We start from the raw sequence: 13,983 nt of genomic DNA on the forward strand, positions 1-13,983 counted from the left end.
CCATGCAAGCAACGCAACTGGTCTGGTTACGCAATGATTTACGCCTCGATGATCATCCCGCATTGGCATTAGCAGCCGAACAAGGGCCAATCCAGGTAGTATTCTGCGCCACACCCGAACAATGGCAGCAACATGATGAATCCCCGGCAAGATTAGGGCTTCGCGCAGCGGTATTACAGGATATCGCTGATCGACTTGCCCAGCTTGGAATACCGTTTCATTTACTCGAAGTCGATTATTTTGCCGATGTACCTGCTGAAATACTCAAACTCTGTAAGCAACAAAACATCAGTGATATCTGGTTTCAGGCCGAAACACCGTTGGATGAGCAACGTCGCGATCAATCTGTTAAAGATGTATTAAGCAAAGCCAATTTCAAGGTGCATCTGCTCGCCGAAGACCTATTGGTCGCCTTACCGGTAAAAACCCAGCAGGATGACCCTTTTAAAGTGTTCACGCCTTATTACCGTCGCTGGTTGCAAATCCTCGAAGATATTCAGCAAGCACCTTATGCAAAGCCAAAACCACAGGGTAAAGCCTTAAAACCAGAGCTATTGAAATGTGATTGGGCCGGAGAATTTCGTGATGATTTATGGCCCGGCAATGAACAAAAAGCGTTGGAACGGCTTTCGGCATTTTGTGAAATCAAACTGGATGATTATAAAAGTCAACGTGATTTTCCCAGCAAACCGGCCACCAGCACGCTGTCACCATATCTGGCCAACGGCCAGTTAGGTCCCAGAAGATTACTGGCGACCATTCAGTTTTATTGCGGTGAAGCCAATCGTGACTGGCGTCATGATGACTGGCTTCGCGAACTCGCCTGGCGGGATTTTTACAAACAATTATTGCTGTATTTTCCACGCATCAGCATGGGTAAAGCATTCAAACCAGAAACTGAAAAAGTTATCTGGCGCGATGATGAAGCCGGTTTCAAAGCCTGGTGCGAAGGCAAAACCGGCTTTCCGATTGTCGATGCCGCCATGCGTCAACTCAACCAAACAGGCTGGATGCATAATCGTCTCAGAATGATTACCGCCAGCTTTCTCAGCAAACTGCTGTTACTCGACTGGCGACGTGGGGAACAGTATTTTCTGCAGACATTAATTGATGGTGAATTCGCCGCCAATAACGGCGGCTGGCAATGGAGTGCATCAACTGGCGTCGATTCAGCGCCATACTTTCGGGTCTTTAACCCCACCCTGCAATCCGAACGTTACGATCCACAAGGATTATTTATCAAACGCTTTGTACCGGAGTTAAAAGACGTACCAATCAAGCAACTGCATAATCCACCAGCAGATTTACGCGAACAATACGGTTACCCACAACCGGTAGTGGATTATAAACAGGCCAGAAAAGATGCCATTGCCGCGTTTAAGGATTTGCCGAAAGATTAGATGTTAGAGACCATTCAAACCATTATTCATAATGACTCCAAAGCCGGAGAACTTTTATTACACCCTCGTTTTCCAGGACCTGATAAACCAGACGATGTTGAATGTTAATCCTGCGTGAATAGGCTCCGGAAAGATCACCAACCAGCTTTTCAAATGGCGGTGGTTTTCGATAAGGATCTTCTGAAACTAACGTCAGCAGTTCCTGGGCTTTGGGTTTAAGCCCACTTGAGGCCAATTTTTTTGCATCTTTTTGTGCTTGCTTGGTGTAAACCAACTTCCATGTCACCACTCAAGCTCCTTATCACATTCTTCAACAGGCGTATCCATACCCTCACGAATCGACTCGCGCATCCCAGGAACAGACAATAAAAATAATGTCTCCTGAATAGCGGTCCAGTCTTCTTCCGAAATCAACACAGCCTTATTACGCTTGCCCATAATCACCACCGGCTGATGAGACTCGGCCGTTTCATCAATAAGCCTGTAAAGATTACTTCGTGCTTCAGTGGCAGTTATTCCGCTCATGGTAAACCTCAACTAATTTTTAAAACTGTGGAAATTGTACGCCTTAATGTACGTTCGTCAATCCGTACGCTTTCTGCGATTTTTAAATTTAGAGAGGAAAAAGATATTAATCAACTTGTTGTCCAGTGGATTTTTAGAAATCGCTTACTCGAGTGGATAACTCGGTTTTTGTTTACTTTGATCACATATCCAGTTAACCCAAAGTTTGTCATCGGTGCCTTCTTCAAGGGTCAAATAATTTCGTGCTCGGATATATTGGTCGGAGCCAAAGGGTTTCAACATGGAGATTTTGATGGTTTCGTCTTCATTGAGAAACTCATCTCGATCATTGGTCACGGCCATAATACCCAACCAGGCAATGCGACTTGGAGACGGATGCAATATGCCAGAGGAAACAACCTGATGAATTTTCAGTGGTCGATCGTGTTTGCGTGAATCATTAATCACCCCAAGACATCCCAGATGCACATCACCAGACAGAATCACCGTTTTCTGATGCTGTGATTTAATGTTGTAGCGTTTTTCAGCATTTTGCAGCAAACGCATAATTAAACGAGCACGCTCTCCCTGATGCTCTTTGGAACGCCAGTGATCTTTCAAATCATCAGTCAGTTCTTCTTCCCAGGGGGTGACATCAAAACTGGCTTCGGTAAATGAAAAGTCACGATACACAACCGGTACAGCTGACATGACTAACAGGTCGCCATTGTTCACCTTATTATCAAGATAATCATTAACCATCTGCCACTGGCTGAAACTCATTACCTGTTCAAGCGTGCGCTCGGCTCGGTTGTCGAGTGCCAGGATATGATAGTCCCGGAATAAAAAAGCAAAAGCATAATGTTTTGCCTGATTATCCAGCAAACTGATATTTTTGCTGCTACGGATTTGGAATAATTCAAAATAGCGTTTAGCAATATCATAAACACCCTGATAGACATCGCATTGCTGCATTTCCTCTGGATAGCTGCCCCACCCATCAAATATATCGTGGTCATCCCACATCATCACCGTCGGTATTGATGCCATCATCAATGACATGGACGGGTTATCCCATCGTTGGCAATAGAGTTTTTCATAAAAACGATTGACCTGATCGCGCATTGTGGCGTTAAAGGTACGCGACGTTTTTTCTACTTTAGTGAGTTGTAACCATTTCTCTAATTCCGGGACAGCCGACCATATTTCATCCGCATAGAGTTGATCACCGCCCATCATTAGTATGGAAAAGGGTTGTTGATAATGCTTGCGCTGCATGTCCTCCCATAAGGCGTATGGGTTTTCGGTTTTGGTGAGAATATCTGCACTGGAAAAACCATTACAGGAGGTATAAGCAAATATCGGCTTTTCATCTAAACCTGGCACATAAAACGTCCAGCGGTCACGACCATGCTTGTCATTGGCTTTGTTGTTATTCAGATTAATAGTGTAGCTGACAAACTTACCTGAACTGTTTGCTGGTATTTCTGCTTCAACTCGCCAGAAGTAGCCTTTTGATGTTGTCTGAATTTGCGTTGCCTGAACAGAAATGTCATCCATGATCACCGTAGCGGAGCTCACCGTTTTATCGGTCAAAAAACACACTGTGTAATCAGTGTCCGACTCGACACCGAGTAAGGGTCCGATCATTAATGAAGAAGACATTTTTTCCCTCCCTAGATTTTGCTTTATCAGGACCTTCGCGCCCTGTTCTATTTATTTAAGAAAACAAAACTACTTTCTGTTTTCTCCGTTCTGTCTTTCCATAATGCATGGTGCATTGAAACGTTGAAAAAATAATATTTCACATTATTAAATGACTAGCAATTTAATGAGTTCGATCCGCAGATTACATAGATGGACGCAGATTTTTTGGATTAACCATCAAGGCACGGAGGGCATAAATATGAATAAATAATGTAGGTTGGTTTAGCGCAGTGTAACCCGACAAAGCAAACGTGATTTTTGGGCTTCGTGCCTCAGCGCTAACCTAAGAAGTTTTTACATTATCAATATTGGTGTTTAGGAGGCATGGTTAAATCACACCATTGCCTCTAAATTAATCTGCGTACATCTGCGTAATCTGCGGATAAATATCCATATAAACCTCTGTGCGCTTCGTGCCTCTGTGGTTAATAATCTGAAAGGTCTCAGCCATTTAACACAATAATGCCCAAGGCGATGACGTAAACAGAGAGAATTAATGCACTTTCGAAACCAATTCGGCCAATGCCGTAAGTCTCGCGCCGCACCATGCCAAGCAACAGAATGGCAGTCATCAGGATACTGACCAAGCCCCATGTCATCTGGACGGGTGACATATCGTGATAGATGGAATTATGCGGATAGCCCACATCGGCTGCGGCTACTACGAGAATATTAAAACAGTTGGTACCGAAGATATTACTAACTGCCAGGGTCAGCGCGCCATAACGTATCGCGGCGATAGTGGTCACCAATTCGGGTGTGGAAGTCGCCAGGGCGGTAAACAAGCCCCCCACCAAAGTGTCCGAAAGGCCAGTGTGATCGGCAATACCTTTGGCTGATTCCATTACCATCCAACCCGCGATGCAGGTCACGAAAGCCAGGGTAATAAAACCAAGCCATGTCGCCATCAGGCTGCCATGATGATGTTTTTGGGGTTTATCCGGAACTGTCTGTTGGGTTGGCCGTGGAAACCACATTGGTCGTGATTGCGCGCGGTGAACCAAGCGCAATCCAAACAAATAGGTGACAACGACCACCGGCGTGACTGGATGCACGCCCCAAAAGGAAACTGAGGGCGAGACGATCGCCAGTAATGGCAGTGTCAGCAATACAATCAACAAGCCTGCGAGTATCAGGTTCACAGGGGAAGCGGCTGCATGCTCCAGATTGGCTTTGCGATACACGATGTCCGCAATACCAAGAAACACCAGATTCACCGCCATGCTACCCATAACATTACTCATGGCCAGATCGGGGCGTGAATCCATTGCGGCACTTAATGTCGCAGCAAAGTCCGGTAGCGAAGTCACTCCCGCCAGCAGTAACACTCCAAACAGTGCTTCCCCCATGCCAGTCCGATCAGCCAGTTCATCTGCCAGTTTTGCCAACCGACTGCCAGCGAGAATGATGATCAGAGCAGCGATGCCAAAAGCGATCACGTTGAACGTCAAGGATGAAAACATTTAGGGCCTCAAATGGCGATGAACTACATGCAATAGTAATCAAAACTTAGTCTCAGCCAAGACTAACAGCTAATTCGTTGTATTTTTCAGAATAAATCTTGGGTTTCGCAAACCCAGTCAAAACTAATATTATTTGATCCGCAGATTACGCAGATGGACGCAGATTTTTTTTGAATTAACCACAGAGACACGGAAGGCACAGAGGTTGATAAATGAAGCAGTTCAGGTTAGCGAAGCGTAACCCGACATAAATATAGTGTTGGGCTTCGCAGACTAAGCGCCAACCTACGAAAAAAATTTATCCATCAACATTTATGGTTTGTAAGGCACGGTAATATCCATATTACTTCTCAAATAATCTGCGTCCATCTGCGAAATCTGCGGATTAACGACTATATAAATCTCTGTGTCTCTGTGGTTAATTACTTAGCATCACGTCCCAATCACCCCACCATCCTCTTTGCTAATAAGCACAGTGGCGGAACGAGGACGACCATTTGGATGATGATCGGGCCAGTTACTGGCCGCGTTAGGGTTTTGGGGGGACTTATTGATGCCACGTCTTTGCAGAACATCTAACATTTCACCCGGATGCTGAATATTCACCCACATGGTTTTCATATCCGGCGTCATGATAACGCCAGTGACTTCACAACCCACTGGTCCAGTCAGAAATCGGCGGATTTCACCAGTTGCCGGATCGGCTGCCAACATCTGGTTATTGCCAAATTGTTTAAACGCCCCATCATTCAATACGCTGGCACTGACATCGGTCTGAATCCATAACACACCGCGGTCATCGATGTTTAAGCCATCAGGATTGGCGAACTGCTCACCCTCTCCCTCGCCAGCCAAAACAAAAACCTGCCAACTAAACTCAGTGGCGGTGGCGTCGGCTTCACTGAATTTAATAATATGACCGAAAAGGTTCTGGTTACGCGGATTAGCGGCATCTTTACCGACGTTATCTTGTTGGCCCCGATCACTGTTATTGGTCAGAGAGACAAACACCTCATCGTTATGCGGATGCACCGTGATCCATTCCGGGCGGTCCATTTTAGTGGCGCCCACGATATCTGCTGCTGCACGGGCATGAACCAGTACATCGGCCTGATCGACAAACCCGTTTTCAGTCGTTAACCCATTTTCACCAAACAGCAGCGGCAACCAACGGGCGCTGCCATCCTCTTCAAAGCGTGCAACATAGAGAATGCCATCATCCAGCAACCGACCATGATGTGCGCCCAGACTGCCATCCCAGGCATCGCGGGTAATAAATTTATAGATGTATTCAAATTTGGAATCATCACCTGAATAAAATGCCAAACGGCCGTCCCTGCCTATTTTGTGCGCCACATTTTCATGGGCAAAACGTCCCAGTGCGGTCCGTTTTACCGGAATGCTTTGTGGGTTATACGGATCAAATTCAACCATCCAGCCAAAGCGATTGGCTTCATTAGGCTCTTTATCCAAATCAAACCGCGCGTCAAACTGCTGCCAGCCGTAATAACTGAACCCCAGCTTATAGCGTTGCCAGCGGCGTTCGGTTTCCGCATCTCTTGAGTGTTTGGGATCAGCGACAAAGTAATAATGAAAATTCTCTTCGCAGGTCAGATACGTTCCCCAGGGAGTTTTACCATTGGCGCAATTATTGAAAGTACCCAGCACGTTTTTGCCTTCTGGATCAGCTCGGGTTTTCATCAACTCATGTCCTGCAGCCGGGCCGCTTATCTGCATTGGTGTGTTAGCCGTTAAACGGCGGGCATAGGTCGATGGACGGACAATTTGCCACTCACCATTTTCCTGTCTGACTTCAATCAGCGATACACCATGAGCATTTTGCTCTTTGGCGACTTTGTCGGCAGTGTAGGTTTCCGGTGAATGCTTATGGCTGCCATCGGTATGAATGATATCCAGATCCAGATATTCATGATTCATTACCAACAGGCCATGATCATTATTCTCTGAACCTTTAGGCAATGGAAAATACTGCAAGGCATCATGGTGCATACCGGCCTGTTGCATTTGATCAGCGGCACTATTGCTGGCATCCATGTTAAATGCCGGACCATCCGAAATAGGATCCCCCCAGCGGTAAAACACTTCAGCCCGGTAGCCTTCCGGCACCACCACTTCATCGAGTAAATCAGCGGTCGGAATCGGTGTAAAGCCAAGCAATTGAGATTGATTGCGAAGCATTGTAGCGGCCGAGGATAATGGCATGGCAGATGCCAGCATCGCACCTAAACTGAATTGCAGCACTGAGCGTCGACTCAACTGCTTTTGCAGGAGTGGATCAAAATGGTTGTTCATAAAAATTCCAACTACAAATTATCACTCGGTTTATTGTTTTAGTTGCCCCACCAGTTTATTCAAACTCTGGCTGACTTGATTGAGACTGTGCCCAGCCTGTTCAATTTCAGTTATTTGCTGATTCACGGTCTCTGAGCGCTGTTTGATCTGTTCGGTACTTCTGGCGATATCATCCACTACCGCTGTCTGTTGCTGGGTTGCTGTGGCGATGGAAGCATTGACCTGATGAATATTCTGCACCGCGTTTATTACCGGAGTCATCGCTGTTTTAGCTTTAAAACCTTGTTCAGCACATTGTTCAGCAAACTGACTCTGGGATCGAACCGTTGCAGCAGCTTCACCGCTGCTGTTCAGCAGATCGACAATAATGGCCTGAATTTCTTCCGTTGATTGTTTAGTGCGGGTCGCCAATTGTCGAACTTCATCGGCTACCACACTGAAGCCTCTGCCATGTTCACCGGCTCTTGCGGCCTCAATTGCCGCATTCAGGGCCAACAGATTTGTTTGCTCAGCCACACTTTGAATCACCACTAGCACCTGACTGATATCCTTGCCACGTTGTTCCAATGTATTCATCGTGCTTTCAAATGCTAACAAATCCTCAGCGAGTTGATGACTGGCATTGGCAGCACTGGTTAATTGTTGACTGGCCTGCTGAGTTGCCTGAGTAGCCTGTTCTGTTGATTCAGCCGCATTTGAGGCACTTTGGGCAACCTCTTTAAAGGAATACGATAACTCGGTGACCGCAGCCGAAACTTCCTCGGTGGCGGCAATCTGTTGTTGATTGACCGATACCGCCTGCATTGAGGCAGTTTGTAAATCAGTACTGGCAGCCAATACATTTTGAGATTGCTGATTCAGCTTATCAATCAACTGAGCAAAATAACTTTGTAGCTGCAGGGCCGATTGCTCAACGGATCGTGATTCGACAAACGGTAGCTGTGAAACCAGCGTCTGTTGAAAGTTACCTTTAATCATCTGGCTGAAATAATGCTCTAACTGAATTAGAAAACGGATGATTCGTTTCTGTAAAAAATAGAACAGCAAAATAGTCAGGATAATAATGGTAACAACCCCCATCATGATCCACTGTACCTGCTGACTGATAGACTGTTTGATGTCTTCTATTTTTAACTGAAACTGATCCAGCTTATCGGCAAATGTAGAAATCTCGCCACCTAAGGCCGCGCGTTTTTGTTGTAGCTGCTGATCAAACTCTAATGTATTGCTTAATTCTTTTTCATAGCGTCTGCTCAATGAGAATAATGAGTCAATGCCACGTTGCCCAAGTTCTTCCGGCTCCTGGGGAATTAATGCTTCGGTATTCACTTCTGAATAAACACCAAATTTTGGCAGAGTATTTAATTGTTCCAACTTATCGATAAACGCATTGTTCGCAGAAACTAATGCTGTTTGAATCTCGCTGGTTTGCAATTCGATATAACGCTGCCGCAGGCGACCAATATCATTCAGTTGACGACTTAATTCTGCCAGTAGTGCTGTAAAGGATTGCTGATATGGATGCCCCTGCGCTTCTCTATTTTGAGCGTAGTCGATCAAAAGACCAATTTCACCATCTCGTTCACGTTCATTTTGAATCAGCAGCGCTTGTGGATTACCAGCCAGTTTTCCAGCCTCACGCACTTCAAGTACTTTTTCCTGAAGCAAGGCAATGGCAGATTGAATCGTCTGATTATCCTGTTCAGTGAGCCAGGTCTGTTCTACGGTAGATAATTCAACAAGCTGTGTTTCCGCCTGTTGAAGCAGGTCAGCATCACCGGAAGCCAGATAACGGGCCAACAACACCCGAACCTCAATATCAAACCGGGATTTAAATTGCTGGAACTGCTGGGCGATCTGATAGGGCTTATCTAATTGTTGCCAACCCCAAATACCCGCCAGCACTCCTATCATTAATCCAGCAGCCATAAATATTGCCAGCCATCTTGATACCACACTTAATCTCACACCTGCTCCAGTATAAATAGACATACAGGCACGAGACTCTATAGGGTGTTAATGACAGCTTTATGACGGGGTATTGTGTTGTTCCAAAGCCCACTGTACATGTTCACGTACAAGCTCTGAGGGATATTCAATCCGATCCTTTAATGCCGCCAAAACTGTTTGTGAAGTTTTGGCATTCCCCAGAGCAATAGCAATATTCCGCAACCAACATTCATAACCAATGCGGCGGATTGGGCTGCCTTCAAGGCGTTGCAGAAATTCAGATTCGGTCCAGGCAAATAAATCCACCAGCTGAGGGGCATCAAGACCTTCGCGTGGCAAATAAGCCGATTCTGTTGTCATCTGAGCAAATTTGTTCCAGGGACATACCAACTGGCAGTCATCACAGCCATATATCCTATTGCCCATCATAGGTCGGAATTCGACGGGGATACTGCCGCGAAGCTCAATAGTCAGATACGAAATACAACGCCGGGCATCCAGTTCGTAAGGTGCGACAATCGCCTGAGTCGGGCAGATATCGATACAGGCCGTGCAGGAACCACAATGATCAGAGACCGGCTCTGTCAGTGGCAAAGGCAGATCAGTATAAATTTCACCCAAAAAGAAATATGAACCGTTTTGCCGGTTTAACACATTGGTATGTTTGCCAATCCAGCCCAGTCCGGATTTTTGTGCCAGGGCTTTTTCCATCACGGGTGCGCTATCGGTAAAAACCCGATATCCCATTACACCAACGGCCTCCTCAATTCGTTTCGAAAGCCGAAGTAAACGCTTACGTATCAATTTGTGATAATCCCGACCCAGCGCATAACGGGAGATAAAACCCAATTCACTCTCGCCCATCACTTGCCATGCATCGGAAGCGGTTTCAGGCCAGTAGTCCATTCTGGCGGTTATTACGCGAATAGTTCCGGGCATTAACTCTTCGGGATGGGTTCGCAAACTGCCATGGCGTTGCATAAACTCCATCTCACCATGAAAACCGCGCGCTAACCATTGTTGCAATTGATCTTCAGCTGCAGAAAGGTCAATATCACTGACCCCAAGCTGCTGAAAGCCCAGTGAACGCGCCCAGATCTGCATATCTTTTAAAAGCGTTCGGGATAACTGCACTGTATTTGAATCGGCCATGCGGGCTATTATAAAGAACTGAATTTTTTCATCGGGATATTATTTTATGTCGACCTTGCCACATGAACTTTACACTGCAGAACAGACCCGTGAACTGGAACGTATTGTCACAGGGCAACATAATATTTCGTCAGCAACATTAATGGCACGTGCAGGCGGGGCTGCGCTGGATTGTATTAAATGTCATTGGCCCCAAGCTGAACGTATATTAGTGGTTTGCGGTACTGGAAATAATGGTGGGGATGGCTTCGAACTGGCCAGACAGGCAATCGCGGAAGAGTATCGCGTCAGCATTTTTCAGGTGGGCGATGAAAAAGAAATGAGCGAGGAAACCTTTGCAGCCCGTGAAGCAATTCTTGCCAGCGGTGTTGAAATTCATCGGTTTGAAGATAAATTACCCACCACAGACGTTATTGTTGATGCGCTTCTGGGTATAGGGCTCAGTCGTGAAGTAAGTGGTTACCATGCCTTAGCGGTTAACGCTATCAATGAACATACAAAACGAATACCGGTTTTAGCGCTGGACATTCCTTCCGGTCTTCATGCTAACACCGGCCGCGCATTAGGAACCGCCGTCCATGCCACAATCACATTAAGCTTTCTAGGTTTGAACAAAGGGTTATTTACCGGCGAAGGCCCCAATTACTGTGGCCAGGTCTGCTTTGATTCATTAAAAGTCCCTTCTGCCATCTATAAAGCTTTTACCCCCATTGCGCGTCGGGTCAGTCTGGAAAACGATGCGGCAGGACTAGCCCCTCGCGAGCGTACAGGTCATAAAGGTTTATATGGCCATTTGTTTATCATTGGCGGCGATCATGGTATGCCTGGCGCAGCACGCGTTGCAGCTGAGGCAGGAGCGCGCGTAGGTTCCGGTTTAACCAGTATTGCAACCCGAAGTGCACACGGTCCCATCCTGAATCTGGCCCGACCTGAATTGATGTGTTATGGCGTTGAAAGTGCCAGTGAGCTTGAGGAATTGCTGCGTCCTGCAAATGCACTTTCAGTTGGCCCTGGTCTTGGCCAGAGTGAATGGGCCATTGCGTTATTCCAGAAAGCCATTGAAACCAACCTGCCGATGGTCGTTGATGCAGATGCGCTAAATCTGCTGAGTAAAAACCCACAACATCATGATAACTGGGTGCTCACCCCGCATCCTGGTGAAGCAGCCCGTTTATTGGGTTGTAGCTCAGAAGAAATCCAGGCAGATCGTTTTGCTGCAGTTTATGAACTGCAAAGACGTTATGGTGGCGTGGTAGTTCTGAAAGGATCAGGAACACTGATTTCCAACGGTGAAGCACCGACCCGTCTTTCCACATGGGGTAATCCCGGAATGGGCAGTGGTGGTATGGGTGATGTACTGGCCGGGGTCATTGGGGGACTGCTGGCGCAGCATTTTCCAATCATGGATGCCGCCTGTGTGGGCGTCACGCTTCACGGCATGGCGGCGGATAAAGCAGCCGAACTTGATGGTGAACGCGGCACACTGGCCATGGATTTGATGCCACATCTGCGTCGACTAGCAAATCTTATCTATTAATGTTCTGGCTCAAAGACGAACAAGCTACTCTGGAATTAGCGGCTAAACTGGCGGCCTTGCTGCCTGATTCAGCATTCTGCATCCACCTCAAAGGTGACCTTGGAGCGGGGAAAACGACTTTTGTTCGGGGATTGCTCAAAGCTCTTGGCCATTCAGGTAAAGTTAAAAGCCCGACTTACACTCTGGTCGAGCATTATCAGCTCAATGCGCGGGATATTTACCATTTTGACTTATACCGTCTCGCTGATCCGGAAGAACTGCTCTATCTGGGTATAGAAGATTATTTTTCTGCCAACGCCCTCTCGTTAATCGAATGGCCGGAACAAGGCACAGGCGTTTTACCTGAGCCCGACCTGCTTATCTCTTTGAAATATCAGACTTCCGGCCGTGAAGTTATTTTTAGGGCTTATTCCGAAGTTGCTTCTGATATCTGCGACAAACTTCACAACTAATTCAGCTTTATTCGCTATCTCATTAAAAATATAGAAAAAAGTCTTGATTTTTTATTACTTCAATCACAAACTAGCACTGTGTAATTTGTTGGAACTTGCTATGTCTCGTTTGTTATTGGGATTGATATTATTGATGTTTACAGTCGATGCGCTTGCCGCCTCGGTTGAGAATATCCGTATATCCCAAAATACCAACCTGACCCGGGTGGTACTGGATCTTGATACAGCACTGGAATATTCCAGCTTTACACTGACAAATCCGCATCGGTTAGTTGTTGATCTTAAAGCCGCAAAGGTAAACAAAAAATTAATTGCCCCGACATTTAACAGTGCAGTAGTCGAAAAAATCCGTCATGCCCAGCATGATCAAGAAACATATCGCCTGGTTTTCGATCTTAAACAGCAAACGGACTATGAGATTCAGACTCTGGCGCCTGAAGGTGAATACTCGCATCGTCTTCTGGTCGATTTAAAACATGGACCAGCCACGGCTCTGGCCACTAACAAATCATCAAAATCACCAGAAAAAGCGGCTGTTAAAGAGGAAGAAAAAGCTTCCACTCAAATTACAAAAGTTGATTACACCCCACCACCGCAGCAAACAGCCACTACGACCACGGTACGCAATAGACCGATGCTACCCCGTCGCGATATCGTGATAGCAATCGATCCGGGACATGGGGGCCGTGATCCGGGGGCGATTGGCAGAAAAGGTACACGTGAAAAAGATGTGGTACTCGCTATTTCCCGTCGGCTGGCAAAGCTGGTGGATAACGAACCGGGAATGCGTGCCTTTATGACACGTGAACGCGATGAGTTCATTACCCTGAGACAACGTATTCAGCGAGCCAAACAAAATGGTGCGGATATGTTTATTTCCATCCATGCTGATGCCTTCCAACGTAGCAGCGCCAAAGGCTCTTCGGTCTATGTGCTATCGCAACGCGGAGCGAGTAGTGAGGCGGCTCAGATTCTGGCAGACCGTGAGAATGCTGCTGATCTGGCTGGTGGTATTAGTCTGGAGGATAAAGACGACCTGCTGGCCTCGGTATTACTCGATTTATCACAGACCGCCAGTCTTGAAGCCAGTCTTGAAGTGGGTAACAGTGTTCTGGGGGGATTGAAACGCGTTGGCCCGGTACATAAAAAACAGGTTGAATCAGCCGCTTTCGTAGTACTCAAATCACCAGACATTCCCTCGGTACTGGTAGAAACAGCGTTTATTTCCAACCCGGAAGAAGAGCGCAAGCTTAATGATGTCAATCATCAGAACAAACTGGCGCAGGCAATGCTGGCTGGTATTCGTAGTTATTTCCAGAGAAACCCGATAACCCAGCAGGTTAAACCGCAACAACATATTGTTAGCAGCGGGGATACCTTAAGCACCATTGCACAACGCTATCGGGTCAATATGTCTGAATTGAAATCCACCAATAATCTGCAAACCAGCAAACTGATGGTCGGTGACGTTTTAAAAATTCCTTGAGTGATTTTGACTGCGGATT

General features: G+C 46.5%; 11 protein-coding genes. 4 read left to right on the forward strand and 7 right to left on the reverse strand.

Going from position 1 to position 13,983, the window contains the following annotated elements; genetic code table 11:
* Positions 1-2: 2 nt before the first annotated feature.
* Positions 3-1,400 carry a cryptochrome/photolyase family protein gene (locus B3S93_RS01125; protein ID WP_292401289.1) on the forward strand — a complete coding sequence of 466 codons (1,398 nt, stop codon included), beginning with the start codon at positions 3-5 and terminating at the stop codon, positions 1,398-1,400.
* 22 nt (positions 1,401-1,422) lie between these two features.
* Here B3S93_RS01125 and B3S93_RS01130 read toward each other — a convergent pair whose 3' ends face one another.
* From B3S93_RS01130 to queG, 7 genes are all read right to left on the reverse strand, one after another.
* Positions 1,423-1,686, reverse strand: a complete 264-nt coding sequence (locus B3S93_RS01130) for a Txe/YoeB family addiction module toxin (protein ID WP_292401292.1) — start codon at positions 1,684-1,686, stop codon at positions 1,423-1,425.
* Positions 1,683-1,925, reverse strand: coding sequence for a type II toxin-antitoxin system Phd/YefM family antitoxin (locus tag B3S93_RS01135; protein WP_292401295.1), 243 nt, complete (start codon positions 1,923-1,925; stop codon positions 1,683-1,685). The genes B3S93_RS01130 and B3S93_RS01135 overlap by 4 nt, the downstream gene beginning before the upstream one ends.
* A 144-nt stretch (positions 1,926-2,069) precedes the next feature.
* Entirely contained in the window at positions 2,070-3,569 is a 1,500-nt protein-coding gene (locus tag B3S93_RS01140; RefSeq protein WP_292401298.1) for an alkaline phosphatase D family protein, read from the reverse strand.
* A 485-nt stretch (positions 3,570-4,054) separates the two neighbouring features.
* On the reverse strand, positions 4,055-5,074 hold the full coding sequence (locus B3S93_RS01145) for a sodium:calcium antiporter (protein ID WP_292401301.1): 1,020 nt from the start codon (positions 5,072-5,074) through the stop codon (positions 4,055-4,057).
* 432 nt (positions 5,075-5,506) lie between these two features.
* A complete protein-coding gene (locus tag B3S93_RS01150; RefSeq protein WP_292401304.1) occupies positions 5,507-7,387 on the reverse strand; it encodes a PhoX family protein in 1,881 nt (626 codons plus the stop codon).
* 30 nt (positions 7,388-7,417) lie between these two features.
* The gene (locus B3S93_RS01155) at positions 7,418-9,379 is read right to left on the reverse strand and encodes a methyl-accepting chemotaxis protein (protein ID WP_292401308.1); all 1,962 of its coding nucleotides are present in this window, start codon (positions 9,377-9,379) and stop codon (positions 7,418-7,420) included.
* Between the two features lie 36 nt (positions 9,380-9,415).
* Entirely contained in the window at positions 9,416-10,489 is a 1,074-nt protein-coding gene (gene queG, locus B3S93_RS01160; protein ID WP_292401310.1) for a tRNA epoxyqueuosine(34) reductase QueG, read from the reverse strand.
* 46 nt (positions 10,490-10,535) lie between these two features.
* Between queG and B3S93_RS01165 the strand changes: the two genes are divergently transcribed.
* From B3S93_RS01165 to B3S93_RS01175, 3 genes are all read left to right on the forward strand, one after another.
* Positions 10,536-12,026, forward strand: coding sequence for an NAD(P)H-hydrate dehydratase (locus tag B3S93_RS01165; protein ID WP_292356612.1), 1,491 nt, complete (start codon positions 10,536-10,538; stop codon positions 12,024-12,026).
* On the forward strand, positions 12,026-12,478 hold the full coding sequence (gene tsaE, locus B3S93_RS01170) for a tRNA (adenosine(37)-N6)-threonylcarbamoyltransferase complex ATPase subunit type 1 TsaE (protein ID WP_292356613.1): 453 nt from the start codon (positions 12,026-12,028) through the stop codon (positions 12,476-12,478). Before B3S93_RS01165 ends, tsaE begins: the two co-directional genes overlap by 1 nt.
* A gap of 100 nt (positions 12,479-12,578) precedes the next feature.
* A complete protein-coding gene (locus B3S93_RS01175) occupies positions 12,579-13,964 on the forward strand; it encodes an N-acetylmuramoyl-L-alanine amidase (protein ID WP_292356615.1) in 1,386 nt (461 codons plus the stop codon).
* Positions 13,965-13,983 lie beyond the last annotated feature (19 nt).

This window comes from Methylophaga sp. UBA3613, from assembly GCF_002375415.1.
In the GTDB taxonomy this organism is placed as follows: Bacteria; Pseudomonadota; Gammaproteobacteria; order Nitrosococcales; family Methylophagaceae; genus Methylophaga.

Excerpts from the sequence above, each read along its gene's own strand:
- B3S93_RS01145 (WP_292401301.1), bottom strand. The coding sequence starts at position 5,074 with ATGTTTTCATCCTTGACGTTCAACGTGATCGCTTTTGGCATCGCTGCT.
- B3S93_RS01155 (WP_292401308.1), bottom strand. The coding sequence starts at position 9,379 with ATGTCTATTTATACTGGAGCAGGTGTGAGATTAAGTGTGGTATCAAGA.
- B3S93_RS01125 (WP_292401289.1), top strand. The coding sequence starts at position 3 with ATGCAAGCAACGCAACTGGTCTGGTTACGCAATGATTTACGCCTCGAT.
- B3S93_RS01175 (WP_292356615.1), top strand. The coding sequence starts at position 12,579 with ATGTCTCGTTTGTTATTGGGATTGATATTATTGATGTTTACAGTCGAT.
- B3S93_RS01140 (WP_292401298.1), bottom strand. The coding sequence starts at position 3,569 with ATGTCTTCTTCATTAATGATCGGACCCTTACTCGGTGTCGAGTCGGAC.
- tsaE (WP_292356613.1), top strand. The coding sequence starts at position 12,026 with ATGTTCTGGCTCAAAGACGAACAAGCTACTCTGGAATTAGCGGCTAAA.
- B3S93_RS01135 (WP_292401295.1), bottom strand. The coding sequence starts at position 1,925 with ATGAGCGGAATAACTGCCACTGAAGCACGAAGTAATCTTTACAGGCTT.
- queG (WP_292401310.1), bottom strand. The coding sequence starts at position 10,489 with ATGGCCGATTCAAATACAGTGCAGTTATCCCGAACGCTTTTAAAAGAT.
- B3S93_RS01165 (WP_292356612.1), top strand. The coding sequence starts at position 10,536 with ATGTCGACCTTGCCACATGAACTTTACACTGCAGAACAGACCCGTGAA.
- B3S93_RS01150 (WP_292401304.1), bottom strand. The coding sequence starts at position 7,387 with ATGAACAACCATTTTGATCCACTCCTGCAAAAGCAGTTGAGTCGACGC.